Source organism: Roseofilum halophilum BLCC-M91 (assembly GCF_030068445.1).
Classification (GTDB): Bacteria; Cyanobacteriota; Cyanobacteriia; order Cyanobacteriales; family Desertifilaceae; genus Roseofilum; species Roseofilum halophilum.
Genome location: NZ_JAQPOK010000050.1, coordinates 1 through 24,013, shown reverse-complemented (window position 1 = coordinate 24,013; position 24,013 = coordinate 1). Strand labels below are relative to the sequence as shown.

Here is a 24,013-nt window from a genome sequence, read left to right as displayed (position 1 = left end):
GGGCAGAGCCGCTAAGATTTTTTTGACAGACGGGGGAACTTTCACTAACATAGTTATTAGTTATTATTTTTTTCTGCTCTCTATCTTACCAGATTTGAGAGCTTTTTTCTCCATCTATTCTTAACATTCAACACTTCTGGTGTTCAGACGGATTTGATATAACGCACCGTTCAGGGTTAACAATACCGAAAATTGGTGCGTTACGCAGGAAACAAAATTAAAAGAAAATCCCCAAAATTTATGCCCTGCTAACGCACCCTACTTCTGCGCGAACGCACTACCAAAACCCTTGAATTTATTGTAGTGGGAGCGTCTCGCTCCCTAGATTTTTAATTTATAGTGTTCAGACGGATTTGATATAACGCACCGTTCAGGGTTAACAATACGGAAAATTGGTGCGTTACGCAGGAAACAAAATTAAAGGCAAATTCCCAAAATTTATGCCCTGCTAACGCACCCTACGGAAACTTAACAACTTTTTGAGACTCGTCTCCGCCTAAATGGGTTAATGCTTGGGCGAGACGGTAACGCACTTACCAGTCTGTATCCCTTAAAAAGGGTAGAATTAGAGGAAGGGCTTTGCGAGATCCAGAGGGTTGAGGGGTGACCATCGGCTGAGAAGATTACGATCGCCGTCCATGATGGAAAAGAGAATCCCAAATACCAGGATTTGCCTTAAAACTAGAAGAGTATCCCAATTAATCCCATTATGTTCGCACTCACCAAGACTAGCTCACGCCAACGGGAAATCTTAGAAGTTGTCTTCCGCAACGGTTGGGATTACATCGGAGGTTTACTCAAAGGGGATCAACCCGGTGAACCGAAGTTACCTTCTCCCACCGTCTTACGGAATATTCTGATTGATTTAGGGCCCGTATTTGTCAAGTTAGGACAACTGCTCAGTACCCGACCGGACTTACTACCAGGTCGTTATATTACGGCTCTTTCTTCTTTGCAAGCCAATGTCCCCCCGGTTCCTTGGTCAGAAGTGGAAGCGCAACTGCGGCAAAATTTACCGGTTCCCCTAGAAGAAGCCTTTCCCAAAATCGATCCAGAGGCGATCGCCGCCGGTTCCCTGGGGCAAGTCCATCGGGCTACCCTCAACACAGGAGAAGACGTGGCCTTAAAAATTCAACGCCCCGGTATTGGTCGCATCGTCGAGCAAGACATGGCCCTGATTAAAGGATTAGCCGAACTCGCATCATTAGGAGACTTTGGTCAAGACTATGATTTAGTTGCCCTCGCAGAGGAATTTACCAAAGCCTTGCGGGATGAATTGGACTTCACCAAAGAAGGGCATTTCACCACACAAATGCAAGAAAATTTATCCACCAGTCGCTGGTTTGACCCCAAACAACTTGTTATTCCCCAAGTCTACTGGGACTATACCAGTGAAAAATTGCTGGTTTTAGAATGGCTAGAAGGTAAACCCCTACTGAGAGCCGACCTCACCCCATTTGTCACTCCCACCCTATCGGTTGAGCAAAAACGAGACCAAGTAACCAGTATCTTATTCCGCGCCTTCTTTCAACAAATTTATATTAACGGCTTCTTTCATGCCGACCCCCATCCGGGCAACATCTTCTTACTCAATGATGGCCGCGTTGCCCTGTTAGACTGTGGCATGATTGGGCGAGTCGATCCGCGCACCCAACAAATTTTAACGGAAATGTTGCTGGCGATCGTCGATATTGATGCCCAGCGCTGCGCCCAACTCACCCTAGATTTAGCCGAATCCAATCAACCCGTGAATCTCAGTCGTTTAGAAGCCGACTATACGCGGATGCTTCGCAAATACTATAACGTTAATTTGAGCGAAATTAACTTTAGCGAAGTCTTCTATGAAATTCTCGAAGTTGCCCGAAACAACAAAATTCGCCTCCCCGGTAACATGGGACTCTATGCCAAATCTTTGGCCAATTTAGAAGGAGTCGCCAGAGGCTTTAATCCCCAAGTCAATTTACTTGACCAAATCAAACCCCTAATCACCGATATTTTCCAGCGCCAATTGCTCGGAGACAAACCGATTCAAACCCTGCTCAGAACTGCCCTCGATGTCAAAAGTCTCTCCTTACAATCTCCTCGTCTAATCGAACTTTTTCTAGACCGCCTAACCTCAGAAACCCTCAATTGGAATATCTACGTTAAAGACCTAGAACGACTCAGGCGCAGTATTGACGACTCCGCCAACCGTCTCTCCTTTAGTATTCTCGTCGGTTCCCTCATTATGGGAGCAGCCATTATTTCCAACAACGCCCAAAGTCCCCAACTTTCTTTACTCAGTGCCGTCTTATTTGGAGTCGCTAGTTTAATTGGCTTATGGCTAGTTTTCAGTATTCTAAGGTCAGGACGATTGCGATCTTAAGTGCTTTGTGCTGGTAATGGGTAAATCGACAGCAAACCATCCTAGTAGCTTGAGCGCACTAAAATGAGACAATAGAGGAGAGGAGGCGGAAATACCCGAATTAACAATGTAGGGAGCAAGATGCTCCCACTCCAGTAATATCCATCGATTGAGAGAGTGCGGGCATCTTGCCCGCTAGTTATACCCATTTTCATGTCCGCTTGCGGAAACCGGATTTGATATAACAACTTTTTCGGGTAAAACTTGATTCTCAAATTCAGGGTACTGGGAATCCAGAGTATGGGCAAATTTGCGAATTAGGGGAAAAGCGGTTTTTGCTAATGTTAACTGTCTGAAGACAGTTTGGGGATCGGATAGGTGAGTTTTGGGTAAGTCTTGCCCCATTTTTTTGAAGACTAACCCAAGGGGGATTTTGATTTCTTCTTGCAACTGTAAACATTGGATTAAAAACTGACTGTAAGCGCCAATAATTGAACCGACACCGCCTCGCGCTTGTCCCCAACCAATATAGTAAATACCTTTATAATCGTCTAGAAAAGTACCGGCATAACATTGAACAGTTGCGCCTTTTATTCGTTGCAGTTCGGGAGGCAAAAAGGGATAGGCGAGATGATAACCAGTCGCGCAAACAATCAAATCAATATTTTCTGAACTACCATCTATAAATTCTACGGTAGAGTCATGGAAGTGGTCAATACCGGGTTTGGGTATGATTTTTCCTTGCTTGATGTAGTAAGGCACTTCATTATTGATAGTGGGATGTTTGCTAAATAGGCGATGGTTAGGTTTAGGTAAGTCATAGTGTTTATGGGGGCCAAAGGTAAAGTTAATAATAGTATGAGCCATGGCTCGCTGTACCCATTCTGGCATCCACCATTGAACGAGATTAACGACTGGAATTCCGGCAAAGGTTTTGGGAATAAACCAAACGGAGTCACGCAAGCTCAAAAAGGATTTTTCGGCCACTCGTGCGGCTTCGGCGGCAATATCACAACCGGAGTTTCCTCCACCAATAACGAGGACTCGTTTACCGCGCAGTTGGTCGGGATTTTTGTAGTCTTTAGAATGGATCATTTCTGCATTCAATTTTCCCTGAAATTCGGGAAAACGCTTGCACCAGTGATGACCATTGCAGATTAAGATGCCTTTGTAGGTTCGTTCTTCTTCGTTGGCAAAAATGACGCGCCAAAGGTTATGTTGTATGGGATAAATGGCGGTAACTGTGCGGTTGAGTTCGATGTTTTTTCGTAGTTGATAATGGTCTGCAAAATTACGCAGATAGGCTAACATTTGGGCGGCACTGGGAAAGTCGGGATAGTCATCGGGCATGGGAAACTGGGAAAATTGGGTGACTTTTCGAGAGGAAATAATATGGGCGGTTTCATAGACTCCGTGATACCAATTTCCGCCAATATCATCGCTGGCATCGACTTGATCGTAGGAAATTTGGGCGGATTTAAGGGATCTGGCAATACCGAGTCCGATAAAACCTGCTCCAAGAATTAAGTGTTTTTTACGGGTGTGGGACATAGGGATTTGACTCTAGACTTTAGTCAGAATAGACTGTTTTTGGATAGAATACATCAATTAGGCGGTTTCTTTGTTTCTTCGCTCCCAACAATAATGTCTATCTCCAATGTTTTACAAAATGTTTTCTCTCCGAGCCAATATATGCCCCATGGCTCTTGTTATTTGTGGCAAACTCCGTTAATTTGGCTGCATGTGGTGAGCGATGGGTTGATTGCGATCGCCTATTTCTCCATTCCTGCCCTCCTGATTTACTTCGTCCACAAACGGCGGATGCCCTTCATGGGGGTGTTTTACCTGTTTGGAGCCTTTATCATTTGCTGCGGCATCGGACATCTGTTGGATATTTGGACGCTCTGGCATCCCGCCTATTGGCTCTCTGGTATAGAACGGGCGATCACTGCCCTAGTTTCCTGTTGGACAGCCGCCGAAATGGTGGTTCTGCTGCCCCAGTTCCTGTCTCTGAAAACTCCAGAAGAACTCGAACAAATCAATCAAGAGCTACAAGCAGAAATTGGGCAACGCCAGCGCACTGAAGAGATCTTAAGCAGCATTATTGCTGGAACGGCTGCTGTTACCGGCGAGCAATTTTTCCCCGCCTTAGTCGAGCATTTAGCGATCGCCCTCAATGTCCATTATGTGGCGATCGGCCAAAAAATCGAGCAAAATCTACAAACCCTAGCCCTGTGGATAGACGGTCAACTGCAAAATAACATCGAGTATCCCCTCGCTGCCACTCCCTGCCAAGTTGTCATTGAGCAGGGTAAACCCTGTTGGTATGGCGACAATCTACAAGCCCTCTTTCCAGAAGACTCCCTCCTTGAACCCATAAACGCCGTCAGTTATTTAGGCGTACCCCTAATTAATGAACAGGATCGGGCGATCGGTAACCTCTGCATTGTCGATTCCAAACCCCTACCCAAAGACGATCGCACCCAAGGACTCCTGCGAGTCTTCGCCGCTCGTGCCGCCGCCGAACTACAACGGCAAGAAGCCACCCAAGCCCTCACCCAAGCCAAAGCCGAACTCGAACAGCGCATTGCCGAACGTACCGCCGACTTAGAACGAGCCAATAATACCCTGCAAAAAATCGCCGAACGGCAGAGAACCATCAGCCATATTCTGGAGCAAATGCGCCGCACTCTAGATGTACGGGCTATTTTTCAGACTACCACCCAAGAACTGCGTTTAGCTCTTGAATGCGATCGCCTCCTCGTCTATCGCTTTAACCCCGACTGGAGCGGCGAAATCGTCGCCGAATCCGTCGCCCCAGGTTGGATACCCCTGCTCTCCCCCGACTGGCAAACCCTACCCGAACTCCATCAAACCACCCATAGCCAAGACTGCCGACTCAGTAGCTCAGAACCCTTCATCGAAGACACCTATCTACAAGAAACCCAAGGCGGCAAATTCTACGAAACCATAGCCTGTAGTTGCGTCCCCGACATCCAAACCGCAGGCTTTAGCGAATGCTATTTACAACTATTGCAGAAAATGCAAGCCAGGGCCTATCTCATCGTCCCCATCTTTGCCCAAAACAAACTCTGGGGATTACTCGCCGCCTACCAAAACTCTGCCCCCCGACTTTGGCAAACCCCAGAACTAACCATTTTCTCCAAAATTAGCAATCAATTGGGCATTGCCGTCCAGCAAGCCGAACTCTTCGAGCAAATCCAACAGCAAGCCCAAGAACTCACCCAAGCCAAAGAAGCCGCAGATAGCGCCAATCGCGCCAAAAGTGAATTTCTCGCCAACATGAGTCATGAACTGCGTACCCCCCTCAACGCCATTTTAGGCTTTACTCAACTCATGGCTGCCAACCCATCCCTCCCGCAAAAATACCATCAATATATCGAGATTATTAATCGCTCAGGAGAACATCTCCTCGCCCTGATTAACGACATATTAGAAATGTCCAAAATTGAAGCCGGGCGCACCGTCCTCCGAGAAAACGATTTCAACTTACATCAGTTGCTCAACACCCTACAGGAAATGTTAGGTCTCAAAGCCTCGGCTAAATCTTTAGACTTACAATTTAATATAGCTGCCGATGTTCCCCAAACCATTCGCACAGACGAGGGTAAACTGCGGCAAGTGTTAATCAACTTATTGAGCAATGCCATCAAATTCACTCAAACAGGCTCAGTTACCTTACGAGTTCAGCCCATCACCCACCCAGAAAACCTCAGTCTCTGCTTTGAAGTCCAAGACACCGGGCCAGGCATTGCCCCAGAAGAACAACATAAATTATTTCAAGCCTTCGAGCAAACCCAAACCGGTATTGCCTCAGAAGAAGGAACCGGCCTCGGATTGCCCATCAGTCAACAGTTTGTGGAATTGATGAGAGGTGAAATCACCGTAGAAAGTGGTTTAGATCAAGGAGCAAAATTTAGCTTTATCATTCCCGTCACTCCCATCATTTCCGAATCCATATCCAAGGAAGAAAAAAACGGACGGATTATTGGATTAGCTGCCCATGAACCTAGCTATCAAATTTTAATTGTGGAAGACAATCCAGCTAATCGCTTGTTATTATCGGAGCTGCTAGAGCAGGTGGGTTTTACCGTCAAAATTGCCACGAACGGTAGGGAAGGCGTTAAAGTCTGGGAATCTTGGCATCCTGACTTAATCTTTATGGATTTACAAATGCCACAAATGGATGGCTACGAAGCTCTAAGCGAAATTCAACAGAAACAACAGGACAATCCTCAACTCCATGCCATTCCCATTATTGCCATCAGCGCTAGTGTATTTGAGGAAACTCGCCATACTGTTCTTGTCGCTGGCTTTCATGATTTTGTCCGCAAACCCTTCCAAAAAGAGAATGTATTAGATATCATTCATCAACATTTAGGAGTCATGTATCTCTATGAGCAAGAGGAAAGTAGAGTCGTAGAACCATCTCCTGAATCCTTCGATGATGACTCTAGCTCAGAAGCAGAAGAAGCAGAAGAAGCAGAAGCGAATAAGGTTGCCCTATCCCAAATGTCTCCAGAATGGATTGAACAGATTTATAATGCAGCCTGTCAAGGGAGTGACAAAATTATTCTTGACTTAATTGATGAAATCCCTGCCGAACAAGCGATGCTTGCTTCAGAGCTGACAACTATGGCGATTGATTTCCGATTCGATCTGATCTTGGAATTAATTAAGCCATAGCTTGTCTAATTCACTCTAGAAATGAACCCTGTCAAAATCGTAAACCCTAACTATGATTTTATCTGCAACTGAACCCAATCAAATTGATATTTTAATTGTCGATGATACACCGGTTAATCTCCGCTTACTCGCGGACATGCTAGAGGAGCGTCATTACAATGTGCGTAAAGCCTTGAATGGAAATATGGCATTGTTGGCAACGGACAAGAAACTTCCCCATCTAATTTTACTTGATGTTAACATGCCAGATATGGATGGCTATCAGGTCTGTCAGCAGTTAAAAAAATCCGAAAAAACTCGCCATGTTCCTGTTATTTTTATTAGCGCTTTAGATCAAGCTAGGGATAAAATTAAGGCGTTTCAAGTTGGAGGTGTTGATTATGTTACGAAACCGTTTGCTGTGGAAGAAGTATTAGCCAGGATTAATCATCAATTAGAGTTACAACGACTTACCAATGATTTGCGCGATCGCAATCAGGAGTTAGAAGAAGCTTTGATGAAATTGAAATTCACTCAAGCCCAATTAATCCAAAAGGAAAAAATGTCGAGTTTGGCTGAGTTGGTCTCTGGGGTTGCCCATCAAATCAATAATCCGATCAGTTTTATTTATAGCAACTTAGAACCGGCCAATGAGTACATTGATAGCTTGTTAAATGTTATTAATTTTTATCAAAAACACGACCCAGATTCTCTCCAAAATGCTGAAAATCCATTACAAGAACTGGATTTTGAATTCCTGGAATCTGACTTAAGAGATTTAATGCAATCCATGTATCATGGAGCGGATCGGATTCGTTCTATTGTTTTAACCTTGCAAAAGTTTTCCCATCTGGATGAATCTGATATCAAATGGTTGGGCATTAATCAAGAAATTGAAAGCACTTTGACTTTGATTCAATACGATCTAGAGTCTCGCAATATTCAACCGATTAAATGGGTGAAGAATTATGGTAATATCCCTAACATTATGGGTTGTCCTAGGGATTTGAATCAGGTTTTTCTGAATTTATTTAATAATGCAATTGAGGCGATAGAGGACGCACAGGAAACGATTGAGCCTACGGTTTGGATTGAAACGAAACTTGCAGATGAACATCATGTACACATTGCGATTGAAAATAATGGGGTGGAGATTTCTGAGGAGATGCGATCGCAGATATTCGATCCGTTTTTTACGACTAAACTAGGCCGTAATTCTCAAGGATTAGGGTTAGCGATTAGCCATCAAATTGTTGTTGAGCAACATGGAGGACGCTTAACCTGTGAATCTTTACCGGGAGACCACACGGCTTTTATTATTGAACTACCGATTAAGGGTAAAATAGAAGATTCGAGTCGTGACAACGATCGAGAAGTCTAAAAAAGTAGAATGGAAAGGTAAATGGTACAATACGGCGCTATAATCCTCAACTGATTTCAATCCTATGGCTAACGAACCCTCGAATCAACCCCAAACGCCTGATTTAGAAGCTCGTGTTTCTGAATTGGAAACCCAAATCGCTCAGTTGAGTGGTTTAACGTCCTTACCCCAAAGAGTGAGCGAATTAGAAGAACAGGTGGAAAATTTACTCAATGTTGTGACGGATGTGGAGCGTTATGGTAAGTTGCGCGATTGTTTAAGTGCTGGCCACTGGAAGGAAGCAGATGAAGAAACTACGGCTTTGATGTTAGAGGCTATGGGGCAAACCCGTCATGATAAACTTACGCCGGATAATGTGCTGATGTGTCCCTGTAGTGTGATTCGGGTGATCGATCGCCTGTGGCTTAAATATAGTGAGGGTAAGTTCGGTTTTAGCGTGCAGAAACAACTGTATCTGGAAGAGGGCGGAAATGATGATATTTCTAAAGTGGATATGAAGGTTTTGGAGAAAACTGCCGCTAAGGTGGGTTGGTTTAAGGAGGGTAAGTTTTTGCCCTTGGAGAATCTGGATTTTAGTTTGGATGCGCCTGGGGGGTCTCACCCTTCGGGATGGTGGCGATCGCCCTATGGGGGAAAAATGGCTACCTATTTCTTTGCCCGCATGATTCGCTGTGGCATGTAAGATAAGTTTCTTCCCATTGTGTTAAGAGCTATTGAGAACAGGGGCATTTTTAACCCCTGTTTTGGTATAACGAAGGTAGGGTATGAAAAAGGGAGGAACAGTCATGAATCTGAGATTAATTCTGTTTTCCGGAGTCGTCACGGCTTTAGTGGGTATTGTGTTTGGTTTATCGGTGTCGAAATTGTCTCAACGACAATTTCAATGTTGTGATTTAACCCATCGACCCGAATTTTCTCAAGGATTTAGTCGATCGCGAGCGCCTCGTACCTATGCAATCATTGGCGCGTCTGCGGGTTTTGCGATCGGTTCTTTGATCGAAACTGTACGACAAAATAAACCCACTGAAGTAGATTAATCGGGGGATAGAGAGACACGGTAACATGGTGAGGCCCAATTACCCATTACCCATTACCCATTACCCATTACCCATGACCTATGTTAGCTAGAGTTTGGAGTGCATCCCTAGTCGGAATCAACGCCATTAAGGTGGGGGTTGAAGTAGATGTATCTGGGGGCTTACCGGCGATCGTGGTGGTTGGATTACCCGATACAGCCGTGCAAGAGTCGCGGGAAAGGGTGAAGGCAACCGTGCGAAATTCGGGATATGCTTTTCCTATGCGAAAAATTGTGATTAATTTGACTCCCGCAGATTTACGCAAGGAAGGGCCGAGCTTTGATTTACCGATTAGTATTGGCATTTTAGCTGCTTCGGAACAGGTGAATCCTCAGTTACTCGGAGATTATTTATTTCTGGGGGAAGTGTCTCTAGATGGGAGTTTGCGCCCGGTGGCTGGGGTGTTGCCGATCGCGGCGGCTGCGGAAAAATTAAACATTACGGGGTTGGTTGTTCCCGAAGATAATGTGCAAGAAGCCGCCCTTGTCAGTGGCTTAAAGGTGTATGGATTTAAGCAACTTTCGGAAGTTGGAGATTTCCTCAGTCAACCCGATCGCTACCAACCAGTAGAATTTGATGGGGTGAAACTGTGGTCAAATTCCCCTGCGAAGGGCTTGGATCTTCAGGATGTCAAAGGCCAAGTCCATGGTCGCCGCGCCCTAGAAATTGCGGCGGCTGGCGGTCATAATTTAATCTTTGTCGGCCCTCCAGGCAGTGGGAAAACTATGTTAGCGCGGCGTTTACCAGGGATTTTGCCGCCCTTGAGCCTTGATGAAGCCCTGGAAGTGACCCAGATTCATTCCGTAGCCGGTTTATTGAAAAATAGAGGCTCTTTAGTGGGCGATCGCCCCTTTCGCTCTCCCCACCATTCCGCCTCTGGTGTATCCCTAGTGGGCGGGGGCAGCTATCCGCGACCCGGTGAAATTTCCCTGGCCCACGGGGGTATACTTTTTCTCGATGAATTAAGTGAATTTAAGCGCAATGTTCTCGAATTCCTGCGCCAACCCCTCGAAGATGGCGAAGTGACCATTTCCCGCGCTCGTCAAACTGTCACCTTTCCCGCCCAGTTTACCCTGATTGCTTCGACGAATCCTTGTCCCTGTGGCTATTACGGCGACTCTCTGCAAGCCTGTACCTGCTCTGCTCGCCAACGGATCAATTACTGGGCAAAATTATCCGGCCCATTACTCGATCGCATCGATCTACAAGTTGCCGTTAACCGCCTCAAACCCGAAGAAATCACTCAACAGAATATGGGGGAACCGTCAGCAGCCGTACTCGAACGGGTTAAAATGGCCCGCGATCGCGCTCGCTTGAGATTCCAAGATGATCCCACTCTGCATTGCAATGCCCATATGCAAACCACCCATCTGCGCCAGTGGTGTCAACTCGATGCCGCCTGTGGGCAACTCCTAGAAGGAGCCATTCGCAAGTTAGGATTATCCGCTAGGGGAACCGATCGCATCCTCAAAGTCGCCCGGACGATCGCCGATTTAGCCGGTCAGGACACCTTGCAATCTGCCCATATCGCTGAAGCCATCCAGTATCGAATGATCGATCGAATGCAGTGAATCGAGCCTGATAGCCCTGTCTCTTATATTAAAAAATATTAAGATTCCTTGCATTAAATCCTCAATTACTCTACCGATTTCTCTAGAAATATTTCTACAAGTTGGGCCAAAGTTTGATATATAGTAAACAGTTAAGGAATGTAAGTTTTTCTAAGATTCGGGAGATATATCAAGGTGGCAATTCCTTTATTAAACTACTCTCCAAAAAGTCAAAATGTGCGTGTTTCCGGCTATGAAACCGGTTCCGAAGAGCAACCCATTGTTTATTCCACGGAAGATCTGCTCTCTGGCAGTGGCCTGGATGAATTAATCTGGGCTGCCTATCGCCAGGTTTATAGCGAACACCAAATGCTCAAGCAAAATAGACAAACCGCTCTAGAGTCTCAACTCCGGTATGGTCAAATCACCGTTCGGGATTTTGTAAAAGGTTTAGTGACATCCGAGCCTTTTATGCGCCGGAACTTTGAAACCAATAGCAACTACCGTTTTGTAGAAATCTGCGTCCAACGCTTGTTAGGCCGCGATGTATACAGCGAGCGGGAAAAAATTGCTTGGTCGATCGTGATTGTAAACAAAGGTGTAGCCGGATTCATCGATGAACTCTTAGAGAGCGATGAATACCTGGAAAACTTTGGGTATGACACAGTTCCTTACCAGCGTCGGCGGGTTCTTCCCCAACGACAAATGGGAGAGACTCCTTTTAACCTGAAGACTCCTCGCTATGGAGCCTATCACCGTTCTCAGTTGGGCTTCCCCCAAACGGTTTGGCAAAACCAAATCCGCAAGTTTACGCCCCAAGAGAAAACACCATCTGCTGGCAGTCCTGTGAATTTCTTGGATATGGCTAAGTCCATTCCTAGTGCCCAGGGTAAACCAGGCGGGCGAGTTTCAACTGCGAATCTGCCCATCGCTGCTCCTTATCGGAAGCGCTAATCTTTGTCTGAGGACTTGTAAAAGTTTGTTAAATTCTGGGGGTGGAGGAGCAATTGCTTCTATCCACTCCTTTTTTGTGGGATGGTGTAGGCGCAGTCTCCAGGCGTGGAGGGCTTGTCCAGAGAGATTAACCCCTACAGAGCGATTGCGGCTATAGGTGGCATCTCCCACGAGAGGATGACCGATAAAGGCGCTGTGGACGCGAATTTGATGGGTACGACCGGTTTCGAGTTGGAAGTGGAGGAGGGTATAGTTACCGAGTCGCTCTTGGACTTGCCAATGGGTGATGGAAGCTCGGCCGCCTTTTTCAAGGGGGACGATCGCCATTTTTTGGCGATCGCCAGGATGTCTGCCAATGGGTTGGTTCACGGTTCCGCTCTTGGTGGTGGGGGAACCATGGACAATACCGAGATAGTCGCGACGAGCAGTTTTGTCTTTCAGTTGCGCTTGCAGATGATAAAGAGCGGTTTCGGTTTTGGCGATCGCCAGAGCGCCGGTGGTATCCTTATCCAGTCGATGGACAATTCCCGGCCGTTGCTCGCCGCCAATGCCTTTCAAGTCGGGACAATGGGCTAAAATGCCATGGACTAATGTCCCCGTTTCATGACCGGCGGAAGGATGTACGACTAAGCCAGCCGGTTTATTTACAATCAAGATTTGATCGTCTTCATAGAGAATATCCAGAGGCATATCTTCTGGGATCAGGTCAACCGGTTGCGGTGGGGGCAACTCTATGGTGATGCGATCGCCCGGTTGTAGGGGCATTTTCTTCAGTTGACACACCTGTTCATTCACCTTCACCTGACCGCGATCGATCAATTTCTGGAGCCGGGAGCGAGAAAAATCCGCTAACTGCTCCGACAAATAGCGATCGAGGCGATCGGCTTTGTTTTTCACGTGAAGAGCAATAATTTCGGATGAGTTCATAGTCATCGGTACAAGAGCCGCTTAGGGGAATGGGTGGTCGAGTCTTTTGAGCAGAAAGAATCAATACTTTTGAATAAGTGGTTTCTCCCCCTATGTCACTTCAGGAAAAAGGGGGTAAAGTTAAGATATTAAGAGTTCAAGGGTGCATAAACACAATGAATCATCTACCGAAACTGATCCCAATTCTTTTGGTTGCTACCATTATCAATGCTTTGGGCTGTTCCCAGCAAAATCCAAACGTGATGAAACCCGACATAGCGATCGAATGTTGCCAATGCTGTGATGCGGACGGCAACAATTGTAAATGCTGCTTATGTGGATGATCCTTGGATCGCCAAACCTCAGCCCTGATTCTTTCTCCATTCCTTCTCCATTCCTTCATGAGTCAGATGAATGACTCTCTTTTTTTTTGTATTTAAAAATACTTTGCTTAGATTGAATTGTTCTTAACCCCTGATTTTTCGTTCAATTAGCTGGCATTAACCCAACTTACATTTTCCGTGAGCCACTCTTAACCGTTAACTGTATGATAGCAGCAGTAAACTGGAAGATAAGGGTGACGATAGGGTTGCTAACCCTCCATAGAGCGTCAAGAGGAACCTATGGTGGGAAAAGTCCTTAATTTGTAGGTTGAAGGGATGCAGGCAAAGTTGAGCAGCATAATCAAGCGATGGGGTAAAGTCTTGCTCACTGCGACTAGCATGACGGGAGCGATCGTTGGTATTCGCTTGACGGGAATCTTGCAACCTTTAGAATTATCGGCATTGGATCAAGGGTTTCGCTTGCGTCCAGTAGAAGTTAGAGACGATCGCATTATTATTGTTGGCATTAATGAAGCAGATATCCAAGCCATCGGCACTTGGCCGATCTCCGATGCCATCTTAACCCAAGTATTACACCAGATAAAAGCCCAAAACCCCACCGCAATTGGCTTAAATTTATACCGAAACTTACCCGTTGAACCAGGGTATGAACAGTTAAGCACCTTATTTCGAGAGACTCCCAACTTAATTGGCATTGAAAAAGTCGTCGGAGAAACGGATGGTTTGGCGATCGCCCCCCCTCCCGTTTTAGCCGAACTCGGTCAAATTAGTGCCAATGACTTTCCCTGGGATGTAGATGGTAAAATTCGCCGGGGGTTTCTCTATCTCGATGATACCGAGGGCAATACAATCTTCAGTTTAGGATTTCGTCTGGCCCTATTGTACCTAGAACAGGAAGATATTCTGCCCGCGATCGCCGCAGATTTTCAGATTACCCTAGGTGAAGCCAAATTTTACCCCTTTTCCCAGAACGATGGAGCCTATATTCGCAGCCATGATGCCGGGTATCAGATCATTTTGAATTATCGCGGCAAACCCGGCAGTTTTACCACCGTTTCCTTGATGGATGTCCTAGAAGAGCGCATTCCTGAAGATTTAATGCGCGATCGCATCGTCTTAATTGGTTCAACCGCTAAAAGCTTAAAAGAATCCGTTTTAACCCCCTATAGTAGCGAAATTCAAGGCATTCCCCAAGCCATGGCAGGGGTAGAAGTCAACGCCAATTTCATCAGTCAGATCGTAAGTGGGGCGATCGATGGCCGCTTACCCATCAAAACCTGGCCCGATATTTGGGAATATCTATGGATTTTCTCCTGGTCTATCATTGGGGCCCAATGTATCAGTCAATGGCGCTTAATTGACGATATTGCGAAACTTTATATTGGACGAACAACCCTTACCTTTCTCCTCAGTGCCGCCAGCGTTATCACCCTCAGTTACATTCTCTTTCTGTATGGCTGGTGGATACCCCTCATTCCCTCCTTTTTAGCCTTAACCAGCTCTGCACTACTAGAAACCAGCTATACCCTCTGGAGTAACCTCAAAAAATCCCAACACCAACTGCAAGAATATCTACACACCCTAGAAGAAAAAGTTACCGAACGCACCCAAGAATTACAAGCAGCTAAACTCGCGGCAGATGATGCCAATAAAGCCAAAAGTGAATTTCTTGCCAATATGAGCCATGAATTACGCACCCCCTTAAATGGAATTCTCGGCTATAGTCAAATTCTGGCCAGAGATTCCAGCTTAAATTCTCAGCAAATTAATAGCATCAACATTATCAATCAATGTGGCACGCATTTACTCAATTTAATTAATGATATTCTCGATTTAGCGAAAATAGAAGCCCGCAAAATGGACTTAAACCCCACCGATGTTCATTTTCAATCCTTTTTAATGGGTGTGGCTGAAATTTGTCGCATCAAGGCAGAACAAAAAAATATTGAATTTGTGTATCAAACGGATAATAAATTACCAGAAAATCTATATTTTGATGAAAAACGCCTCAGACAAGTTTTGATTAATTTAATTGGTAATGCCATTAAGTTTACCCATCAAGGGGGAGTGATTTTCCATATTTATTACCGGACACCCGTGGTTGATTTAGATTCTGATTCAGAAATTTACCCCCTCGCCTTTACTATCGAAGACACTGGAGTCGGGATGACGACAGAGCAGTTGAATACTATTTTTTTACCCTTTGAGCAAGTGGGGAGTAAAAGTCAGAATGCAGAAGGAACCGGTTTGGGCTTGGCAATTACACAGCAAATCATTAATTTAATGGAAGGGGAGATGACAGTAACCAGTAAACTGGGGCAAGGGAGTAAGTTTCAGATCGATCTGAATTTTAAAAAAGGTCATAAATTCAGTGATCCAACCAAAGAATTCAGGGGGAATCCAATTCATATTAAAGGAAAACCACCCCGTATTTTAATCGTTGATAATCGCTGGCAAAATCGGGGGATTCTTATGGAAATTTTATCTCCTTTAGGTTTCGAGTTAGCTGAAGCAGAAAATGGAAAGGAAGGTTTAGATAGGGTAAAAAAATTTAATCCACAGTTAATTATTAGTGATGTGGGAATGCCGGTAATGGATGGGTTAGAGATGATTCGTCATTTACGGCGATCGCCCCAATTTGAAAAGACGATTATTTTAATTTCATCGGTTCGAGCTTTTGAGTCAGATCAAGCTCAATTCTTAGAGTCAGGTGCTAATGATTGTTTATCTAAACCGATTCAAATTGATGAATTGTTAGGAAAATTAGAGCATTATTTACATTTAGAATGGATTTATGAAACTCAGGACATAGAAACAGAAGGAAGTAATTCCCTTGAACCGGCTCCAATTAGGGAACAAAAAATACCTGAATCCACTGAATTAAAACAATTGTATTATGCGGCTAAAATTGGAGACATTGAAGATATTAAAGCAGAACTCGATCGACTTAGAGAACTCGATTCCAGTTATCAAGATTTTGTCATGCAGTTGGAAGATTTGGCAGCAAATTTTGAAGTAGAAAGTATTGAATATATTGTGCAAAAGTATATATAGTGCTGCAAGAAGTAAGGTGGGTATTGCCCAGCCTACTTCTAAGCTTTTGCTATTTCCAAAATACTCTTGAATAGGGCTAATCCATCGGTTCCTCCTAAGATAGGATCGCTGGCACGTTCGGGGTGAGGCATCATGCCCATGACATTGCCTTGTCGATTACAAATTCCGGCGATATCCTTGAGGGAACCATTGGGATTTTCGTTTACATAGCGAAAGAGAACTTGCTGGTTTTCTTCGAGTTGGGCGAGGGTTTCGGGATCGGCATAATAGCGCCCTTCTCCGTGAGCGATGGGGAGGGTTACCCTTTGATCTTGGGCGTATAAATGGGTAAAGGGGGTTTGATTGTTTTCTACTTTCAAGGTGATGCGATCGCAGATAAAATGAAGCCCTTGATTGCGCGTTAAGGCTCCCGGTAATAATCCCACCTCGGTTAGCACCTGAAACCCGTTACAGATGCCAAAGACGAGCTTGCCTTGGTTGGCATGTTCGACGATCGCCCCCATAATGGGAGAAAATCGGGCGATCGCCCCGCAGCGCAAATAATCCCCATAGCTAAATCCCCCTGGCAGTACCACCCCATCCACATCGTCTAACATGGTTGCCTGATGCCAAATTAACTGGGTTGGGCAACCTAAAACATCGCGCAGCACATACACCATATCGCGATCGCAGTTAGAACCAGGAAAAACCACCACCCCAAACTTCATCACGTATCCCCCTATTCTGGAATCAAATCAAAACGATAATTTTCAATCACAGGATTGGCTAACAGGCGATCGCACATTTGATCGAGCTGCTCCTGAGCCTCTTTTTCTCCCTCCGCTTGCAGTTTCAAATCAATATATTTACCAATTCTCACCCCTTCTACGGTTTCATATCCCAACTCTTTTAAGCCCGACTCTACTGCAACCCCCGCCGGATCGAGAACGGATGGGCGCAGGGTGACAAAAATTTTCGCACGATAGGTTTGAGCCACGATTGACTTGCCTTTAGGGTACACCACTTTTAAGAGTACACCCCCTCTCCTCAGAAAGAAACTGCTACAGTGTGCAATTGAACTCTTATTAAACATGCATACCCATGAATCCATTGCATCGGCGATCGCTCTTGCGCCTCATCCTCACCAGTTTCCTGCTCCTGGCGCTCTCCCTACCCTTGGCAGCACCTACCTTTGCCCTAGGCGGTAAACTCCCCAAAATTGGGCAACCTGCCCCCTCCTTCCAACTCCCCACTAATACCGGAGATGGGGAAATATCCCTTTCCGACTACCAAGGAAAATGGGTAGTGGTGTACTTCTACCCCGCCGACTTTACCCCCGGTTGCACCCTAGAAGCGCGGCGCTTTCAACAAGATTTACCCGAATACCGAGAGCGCAATACGCAAATTTTGGGCATTAGCGCCGATGACATTAAATCCCATGCTGATTTTTGCGACAGTGAAGGCTTAAAATTTCCTCTCTTAGCCGATACCACTGGGGCAGTGAGCAAAGCCTATGGTTCCTGGTTACGGTTTATCTCCATGCGCCATACCTTTATTATCGACCCCGATGGCATTCTCCGCGCCACGTTTACTGGCGTTCGTCCTGCCATTCATTCCCAAGAAGTTCTCACCCGTTTGGATGAACTGCAAGCTTAATGAATGGTTTATTGCAGATAATCTTGTACTGTCTCGACGGGTAAGGAGAGGATTTGGGCGATCGCCTCGGCATCGAGTCTCATTGCTGCTAATGGGGCGATCGCCTGATGCTGGGACTATTTCAGATATTAAGCTAAAAAACACTTGACTCTATGGGAAGCGTAATTTCAAAGGTAGTACCTTTACCCACTTCAGAAAAAACCTCAAGTGTACCCTGATGTTTCTCAATAATACGATAAGAAATCGCTAAACCTAACCCTGTTCCTTCACCAATTGGCTTAGTCGTAAAAAATGGGTTAAAAATTTTATGATGAATGTCTTTAGGGATTCCCGGGCCATTATCTTGAATCTTAACCTGAACTCGATCGCGGCTAATTCTATCTGTTAGAATCCCGATCTTTTTGGGTCTTACATTACTATTCAAGAGTGCATCAATTGCATTGACAATTAAATTCAGAAAAACTTGATTGAGTTGAGCCGGATAGCAAGTAATTTTGGGCAACTCTCCATATTGTTTAACGATGTCAATTTCTGGTTTGATTTTGCCACTGAGAATAATTAACGTGCTATCCAATCCTTCATGAATATTAACATTCTTGACTTCTGATTCGTCTAAACGTGAGAAATTTCTTAAAGACGAGACAATGGTCTGTATTCGGCGGGTTCCCATACGCATTGAATCTAGGATTTTGGGAAAATCAGATTGAATATAATCCAAGTCTATTTCCTCGATTTTTTTTTGAATTTCAGGTTTAATCTCTGAATATACTTCTTGGTACAGGAACAATAAATCTAAAAGGTCATCTAGATATTCCTGGGTATGGGTAATATTTCCATGGATAAAACTAACAGGATTATTGATTTCATGGGCAACTCCGGCAACCATTTCTCCTAGACTCGACATTTTTTCTGTTTGAATTAGTTGCGCTTGAGTGTTTTTCAGAGTATCTAAAGTGTCCTGTAGCTCGTGAGTTCTTTCTTCCACTCGTTTTTCTAAGAAATATTGTGATTCTGAGAGTTCATAAATCTGTTTTTTGACCTTGACAATGAGTTGATTAAATGCATTAGCTAAAATGCCGACTTCATCCTTTGTCATTACAGGTGCTTCCAGATTATAATTAGAGTCTGCGGTTACTTTTTGGGCTGTTTTGGTCACTAATTCGATGGGACTTGCGATTTTTCGTCCGGTATAAATAGCCAAAATAAATGCCATAGAAGTAGAAATAATAAGACTAATCGAAATAATTATTTTCCGTATTATTTTGGCCTGTTTTGTTTGCAATTTTGCCGTTTCTTGTCGATCTTGGGAAATGTCGATAAGTTTATCGAGTTGACTACTTAATTTCTCGAATTCTACATCAATTTGTTGAGTTTCATCTTCGAGTACAGACAGTAAAACTTGTTGTTGCGCTTCTGTTCTGCTTTGCGGTGATAATCGCAGGGGATCGACTTGGGGCCAGATTGCCTGAAAGCGTTTTTCATAAAGATCGATGGCTATCTCAGCATCATCACAAAATTTATCAATAGATTGGGCGGAACTTCCTGAAATATCTCCCAATTGATTGAGCCGATTGATTAATTTTTTAATATCATCAATGTGTTGTTCAAACTGCTGAATTTCGTAACGAAACCAGAGCGCTTGTTCGACTGTGCCAATCAATTTATAAGGATGGGCACGAAGTTTAAGAATATAGGTTTCTAAGCTACGAAGTAGCTCTTCTTGTTGAGTGGCTTGAGTTAGGTTTTGCTGTGCTTGTTCTTCATAATAATCCCCAATTAAAAATCCTAGCAGTGTACCGGAAATGGAGATACTCACCACGAGGAAGTTGGCGTAAGCAATTTTTCTGAATATACTGGAAACTTTCCAGTTTGTAAGCCACTGCTTCACAAGTTATTGCTCCATGCTTTTTTGAGTTTGTTTATTCAGTGGGTGAAAGTAAGTCTCCTTGACCGATCGCCTGATATCCTTCCCGAATGAGGTTGTAATCTTCGTCTTGAGCGGCAACCATTTTTGATTGGGCATATTTTTGGTTCGCTGGAGAGGCGATAATCGCGTCAATTAATATCTTTTCATTCTCAACAATCCTAGCTCGCAGTTCTGTGATACATGCTGCATCCAGGGATGGATTAGCGACAATCAGATCGTTGGGTAAAGGGTTTCCCTGGGAAATCATCGTAAATTCTGAGGCTTGAAGATTATATTTTCCTAGGGCACGTTGATAGTGAGGGTTGCCATCTGACCAAGCGTCGAGTTGACCGTCCTTGAGTACCTCTAAGCCGCGATCGCTGCCAATAATTTCGACATTAAAATCCTGATTCGGTTTTAACCCCATCTCGGCTAATATTTTCAGAGCGCCTAAATGACTTGCAGTCGATCCCTCTTCCCGAATCCCCAGGGTCTTACCTTTGAGCTGTTGCAAATTCTCAATATCACTGTTGGCATTAGACACAATCACCGTATAATACCCAGGACGGGTAATCCCCACTAAGGGAATTGCATCAGCATTGGCTTTTAAGAGGACATATTCAGAAGGGCCAGCTAGGGCCAGATCGATGCGCTCAAAGAGGAGTGCGGGAACTGCGGTGACGCGATCGTTAATGGAAAAGAGATCAATAGGAATCCCTAAAATTTCTCCCAAAGCCGTTTGAAATGCTCCAAACTCGTTTTTTAACCGTTCTTCTCCCAAAATATCCGTAACGGCTAAGGTCAGTCGCTCTGGACAAGCTCCAATTGGTTCCCTGGAAGTGGAGTTAGACTTGATCTCCTGGGAACCGCAGGAGATTAACAGCAGTAAAGGTAAAACCAGTAAGTTTTTCAGTTTCATGAGTTACGCTATTTCAGTATTTTTTATCGATCCTTGGTTATAAACACAACAAATCAACAAGGTTTTCAATCAATAAGAGGACGGATCTAAACCTTCTAAAAATGCTATTAAGACTCACATTGGGATTTCTCTCCTCTATGAGAGGGAAAAAGCCTATGGTAAGAGGATTTTAGCGCAAAACTGAAAGAGGATAACGATTAACTTTCTTTAATTTGATTAATTTTTAAAGGCTGAAAAAGTCGTTCTAGGTCAAGATTGGCTGCTGCTTGAGTGAGTTTCCTTACATCTCTGGGGTTCTCTAAATAGGGAAGCGTGCCCAGAATTGGCATTTGCGTCAGGGACTTGATTAGATCCATGGGGGCCCAGTGTTCCTGTTCGGTGGGGGTGCAGGGATGGGTGCAGTTGAGTACCAGTCCGATCAGGGGGACGCGATACTGACGAGCGAGGGCCACATTAGCGATGGTTTGGGCGATCGCCCCCAATTTTACCGGAACGACTAACACCGTGGGCAATTTCCAGTCCCTAGCTAAGTCGGCGATCGTCAGTTCATGGGTAATCGGCGAACCCAAACCCCCCAAACCTTCCACGATCGCCCACTCCTTGCTCTCCTGAAGCCTAGTAAACGCCTGCCATATAGGGGCAAGGTCAATGATTCTATTCTCCAGTTCTGCGGCGATCGGCGGGGCAACAGGGGTTTGTAGATAGAGGGGAGTAATCGATTCTGGAGACTGGTCGAGGGTGAATAAATCCAGATAAAGTTCCAGATCTCCCACCCCAGATTGAATCGGTTTCATCACTCCCAAGGAGCGCTCTGGATAATAGGTTTGCCAATAGGCGATCAGGGCTGTCGTTAAGACACTTTTGCCCGTATCCGTATCCGTTCCTGTAATCAGTAGGCTTTTCATCAGTTAGGTTAGTTAGAAGTTATATTATTGAGATATTGTTGTAGGGGCGAGCGGCCCCTCGCCCCTACATATACGGAAATTGTAGATAGATAGTGGTGTCTCACTATTGTTAGGGGTTGAGAGAGATGTCACCCTCTCTCCATCTTCCTATCCCCCTATCCCCAAACGCCCGGCTAAACTGGGGGTTAAGGGCATGAGGGTGGCAATCATTAAAAATAGGGCTAACAGTGCCAACGCTGCGCGAGCATCATTGGGTTCTGTAATTTCATTTGAGCTAGGACGCTCCAGATCCCGTTGGAGAACTAGAATGACGATCGCCCAATACAACGCTAACGGAGTCACAAATGAGGCAAACCCCAACACAATTAACGTAGCGATGGTGGTAATTCCCGCAATTCTGCGTCCGTAAATCGCTTGTACCATGCGCCCCCCATCCAATTGTCCCGCAGGCATGAGGTTAATGGCACTGAGAACTAAACCGAGCCATCCCATTAAGGTTAAGGGATGCACATCCACCAGGGAGTTTTGCAACACATCCCCTAAAACTGCCCGTGCTAAGGTTCCCACCAAAACGGAACCTTGGAAAAATTGAGAGGGAATTTGAAAAAGACTACCGGGATGGGATAGGGATAAACCGAGAATTAACACAAATAACGATAACAACCCCCCGGCTGCTGGCCCGGCAAAGGCAATATCAAACAGGACGCTGCGGTTGGGTAAGATGGACTCAAACCGGGTAATAGCGCCAAAGGAACCGACTTGCCAAGTGGGGAGGAAAAACGGCCAACTGAGGCGAACTTGGTATTTTTGCGCCATCCACCAATGGCCCAACTCATGGGCTAATAATATCACCCACAGGCCGAGGGCGATCGGCATGGCTTCGGGCCATCTTGTCCATTCACTAAACCAGTCAAACCCTTGAAAAATGCCCCCCGCTTCTAAACTGGTGGCAAGGGTAGCAATTCCTAAACCTCCTGCTAAAGCCTTTTGACCCAGGGTGAGGGGTTTGGGGTCTTGGCTTTGGGGCAGTACGATCGCCACTGGCTTATTATCTGGCCCTATGACTAAGAATAACCGATAGCGATCGCTAACGCGCTCCTTTAACCGCTCCGAGAGTTTTTCATAGGCCGTATCTGGGTCACCCCGTAAATTCCCCTTAAAAATCGCTCCTTCCTGATACGGCAGGGTTTCCGTCAGAAAATAGGTATCGATGCCAAAAATTTCTTTAATCGTGTTCAACTCCTCTGGGGGAATGCCAATGGGTTCTGAAGACACCATCGAAGGCATTTCCCCTGTCTGAGCATTAAAAGCCCGATCTTGTTCTTCCCTCTGTTTCAACCGTTCGGCCACCTGTTGACGCAACAGCTCATCTTGTCCCGATACTCGCAACTGCCTACCCAAGAAAATATAAATCGCTGTTGAAGCCACCAGCAAGAATAAAATCCCTGCCAGGTTTAGATAAATTCCCAGGGAGAACAGTCCAAAAAACAACAACCAGGGAACCATCAGCACCACAGACTGCAACCAAGCCAAGATTCCCAACTTACCATAGGGGCGAGCGCGTTGAAATCCCCAAAACAAGATGCCCAAGGCAACCAGTAAGATCAGGAATGTGAGGGAATTGTTGGATACAGCAGACATCATAGAGGAATTGCACATGAAACAGAATGCTACACTTAGGGTCAGAGAGCCAAGGCATAGCTGAGGGTAATTATACCAGTGGAGAGGCGATCGTTGATAGTTAACAATTAACAATTTCTACCAAAAGAGCCTGCCCACCCTACCCGCTTGAGTATTGATGAGTGAGGCGATCGCATCAAATTTTATCTAGACATGGGAAACTAGAATACTGATTTGTCGCTTTACCATTCCAGCCAGTCGAGATTTAGAAGCCATTCTGGATTACATTTCTGAAAATCAGAGTATGGATGTTGCCGAGAAACTCATGGAGCGGGTCAACCAAACGTGCCAGAGACTCGCTCAGTTTCCGGGATTAGGGAAAAGACGAGATGAGCTTTGGCCAGATTTGCGAAGTTTTCCCGTGAATAACTATCTGATATTTTATCGGCAGATCGCCGAGGGAGTCGAAATCTTAAGGATTATCAGTGGGTATCGAGACCTAAAAGCCTTATTTGAAATTGACGAGTAAAGCCTTTGATGAGGTCAGTAGGCCGTAACCGTTAGCCTAGGCCCCAACCTGATGAACCTCCAATAGTTCTGGGGTCAAACCATTTCTCAAGCCAATTTTGTCTCCCCCATCCTCCCCATCTCCCCATTGTCATATTAAGATCGCCATCAACGACCACTCGCGGATCATTGCGGATCATTTATGTCTATGGAACTGCTCAAAGGT

The 24,013-nt window shown here is 45.2% G+C and carries 18 protein-coding genes; 10 read left to right on the top strand and 8 right to left on the bottom strand.

Going from position 1 to position 24,013, the window contains the following annotated elements:
* Window positions 1-709 precede the first annotated feature (709 nt).
* Complete coding sequence (locus PJF56_RS06215; RefSeq protein ID WP_283761780.1) at window positions 710-2,365, top strand: ABC1 kinase family protein; 1,656 nt, start codon at window positions 710-712, stop codon at window positions 2,363-2,365.
* Between the two features lie 174 nt (window positions 2,366-2,539).
* Here PJF56_RS06215 and PJF56_RS06210 read toward each other — a convergent pair whose 3' ends face one another.
* Entirely contained in the window at window positions 2,540-3,895 is a 1,356-nt protein-coding gene (locus PJF56_RS06210; RefSeq protein WP_283761779.1) for a flavin-containing monooxygenase, read from the bottom strand.
* A gap of 93 nt (window positions 3,896-3,988) precedes the next feature.
* Between PJF56_RS06210 and PJF56_RS06205 the strand changes: the two genes are divergently transcribed.
* The 6 genes from PJF56_RS06205 to PJF56_RS06180 all read left to right on the top strand — a co-directional run bounded on the left by PJF56_RS06205 (window position 3,989) and on the right by PJF56_RS06180 (window position 11,991).
* Complete coding sequence (locus tag PJF56_RS06205) at window positions 3,989-7,051, top strand: GAF domain-containing protein (protein WP_283761778.1); 3,063 nt, start codon at window positions 3,989-3,991, stop codon at window positions 7,049-7,051.
* Between the two features lie 52 nt (window positions 7,052-7,103).
* A complete protein-coding gene (locus tag PJF56_RS06200; RefSeq protein ID WP_283761777.1) occupies window positions 7,104-8,411 on the top strand; it encodes a sensor histidine kinase in 1,308 nt (435 codons plus the stop codon).
* Between the two features lie 64 nt (window positions 8,412-8,475).
* On the top strand, window positions 8,476-9,093 hold the full coding sequence (locus PJF56_RS06195) for a GUN4 domain-containing protein (RefSeq protein ID WP_283761776.1): 618 nt from the start codon (window positions 8,476-8,478) through the stop codon (window positions 9,091-9,093).
* A gap of 103 nt (window positions 9,094-9,196) precedes the next feature.
* Window positions 9,197-9,448, top strand: a complete 252-nt coding sequence (locus PJF56_RS06190) for a hypothetical protein (RefSeq protein ID WP_283761775.1) — start codon at window positions 9,197-9,199, stop codon at window positions 9,446-9,448.
* 80 nt (window positions 9,449-9,528) lie between these two features.
* Window positions 9,529-11,058: a YifB family Mg chelatase-like AAA ATPase gene (locus tag PJF56_RS06185; RefSeq protein ID WP_283761774.1), complete on the top strand. Its 1,530-nt coding sequence runs from the start codon at window positions 9,529-9,531 to the stop codon at window positions 11,056-11,058.
* Between the two features lie 174 nt (window positions 11,059-11,232).
* Window positions 11,233-11,991 (top strand): phycobilisome rod-core linker polypeptide, encoded by a 759-nt coding sequence (locus PJF56_RS06180; RefSeq protein ID WP_283761773.1) that lies wholly within the window; start codon window positions 11,233-11,235, stop codon window positions 11,989-11,991.
* Here PJF56_RS06180 and PJF56_RS06175 read toward each other — a convergent pair.
* Window positions 11,947-12,918: an RluA family pseudouridine synthase gene (locus tag PJF56_RS06175; RefSeq protein WP_283761772.1), complete on the bottom strand. Its 972-nt coding sequence runs from the start codon at window positions 12,916-12,918 to the stop codon at window positions 11,947-11,949. The two genes, PJF56_RS06180 and PJF56_RS06175, sit on opposite strands and share 45 nt — an antisense overlap.
* A 683-nt stretch (window positions 12,919-13,601) precedes the next feature.
* Here PJF56_RS06175 and PJF56_RS06170 point away from each other — a divergent pair.
* Window positions 13,602-16,295, top strand: coding sequence for a CHASE2 domain-containing protein (locus tag PJF56_RS06170; RefSeq protein WP_283761771.1), 2,694 nt, complete (start codon window positions 13,602-13,604; stop codon window positions 16,293-16,295).
* Window positions 16,296-16,333: 38 nt separating this feature from the next.
* On the opposite strand, the gene purQ is transcribed toward PJF56_RS06170, so the two are convergent.
* Window positions 16,334-17,002 carry a phosphoribosylformylglycinamidine synthase subunit PurQ gene (gene purQ / locus PJF56_RS06165; protein ID WP_283761782.1) on the bottom strand — a complete coding sequence of 223 codons (669 nt, stop codon included), beginning with the start codon at window positions 17,000-17,002 and terminating at the stop codon, window positions 16,334-16,336.
* 11 nt (window positions 17,003-17,013) lie between these two features.
* The gene (purS, locus tag PJF56_RS06160; RefSeq protein WP_283761770.1) at window positions 17,014-17,271 is read right to left on the bottom strand and encodes a phosphoribosylformylglycinamidine synthase subunit PurS; all 258 of its coding nucleotides are present in this window, start codon (window positions 17,269-17,271) and stop codon (window positions 17,014-17,016) included.
* 113 nt (window positions 17,272-17,384) lie between these two features.
* On the opposite strand from purS, the gene PJF56_RS06155 reads away from it, so the two are divergent.
* Window positions 17,385-17,930: a peroxiredoxin gene (locus PJF56_RS06155; protein ID WP_347179462.1), complete on the top strand. Its 546-nt coding sequence runs from the start codon at window positions 17,385-17,387 to the stop codon at window positions 17,928-17,930.
* 133 nt (window positions 17,931-18,063) lie between these two features.
* On the opposite strand, the gene PJF56_RS06150 is transcribed toward PJF56_RS06155, so the two are convergent.
* From PJF56_RS06150 to PJF56_RS06135, 4 genes are all read right to left on the bottom strand, one after another.
* The gene (locus PJF56_RS06150; RefSeq protein WP_283761768.1) at window positions 18,064-19,818 is read right to left on the bottom strand and encodes a sensor histidine kinase; all 1,755 of its coding nucleotides are present in this window, start codon (window positions 19,816-19,818) and stop codon (window positions 18,064-18,066) included.
* A 31-nt stretch (window positions 19,819-19,849) separates the two neighbouring features.
* Complete coding sequence (locus PJF56_RS06145) at window positions 19,850-20,755, bottom strand: PhnD/SsuA/transferrin family substrate-binding protein (RefSeq protein ID WP_283761767.1); 906 nt, start codon at window positions 20,753-20,755, stop codon at window positions 19,850-19,852.
* A 197-nt stretch (window positions 20,756-20,952) separates the two neighbouring features.
* Window positions 20,953-21,660 carry a dethiobiotin synthase gene (bioD, locus tag PJF56_RS06140; RefSeq protein ID WP_283761766.1) on the bottom strand — a complete coding sequence of 236 codons (708 nt, stop codon included), beginning with the start codon at window positions 21,658-21,660 and terminating at the stop codon, window positions 20,953-20,955.
* Window positions 21,661-21,807: 147 nt separating this feature from the next.
* Window positions 21,808-23,301, bottom strand: a complete 1,494-nt coding sequence (locus PJF56_RS06135) for a site-2 protease family protein (protein WP_347179461.1) — start codon at window positions 23,299-23,301, stop codon at window positions 21,808-21,810.
* Between the two features lie 205 nt (window positions 23,302-23,506).
* Between PJF56_RS06135 and PJF56_RS06130 the strand changes: the two genes are divergently transcribed.
* Window positions 23,507-23,809 carry a type II toxin-antitoxin system RelE/ParE family toxin gene (locus PJF56_RS06130; protein WP_347179460.1) on the top strand — a complete coding sequence of 101 codons (303 nt, stop codon included), beginning with the start codon at window positions 23,507-23,509 and terminating at the stop codon, window positions 23,807-23,809.
* The last annotated feature ends 204 nt before the right edge of the window (window positions 23,810-24,013 follow it).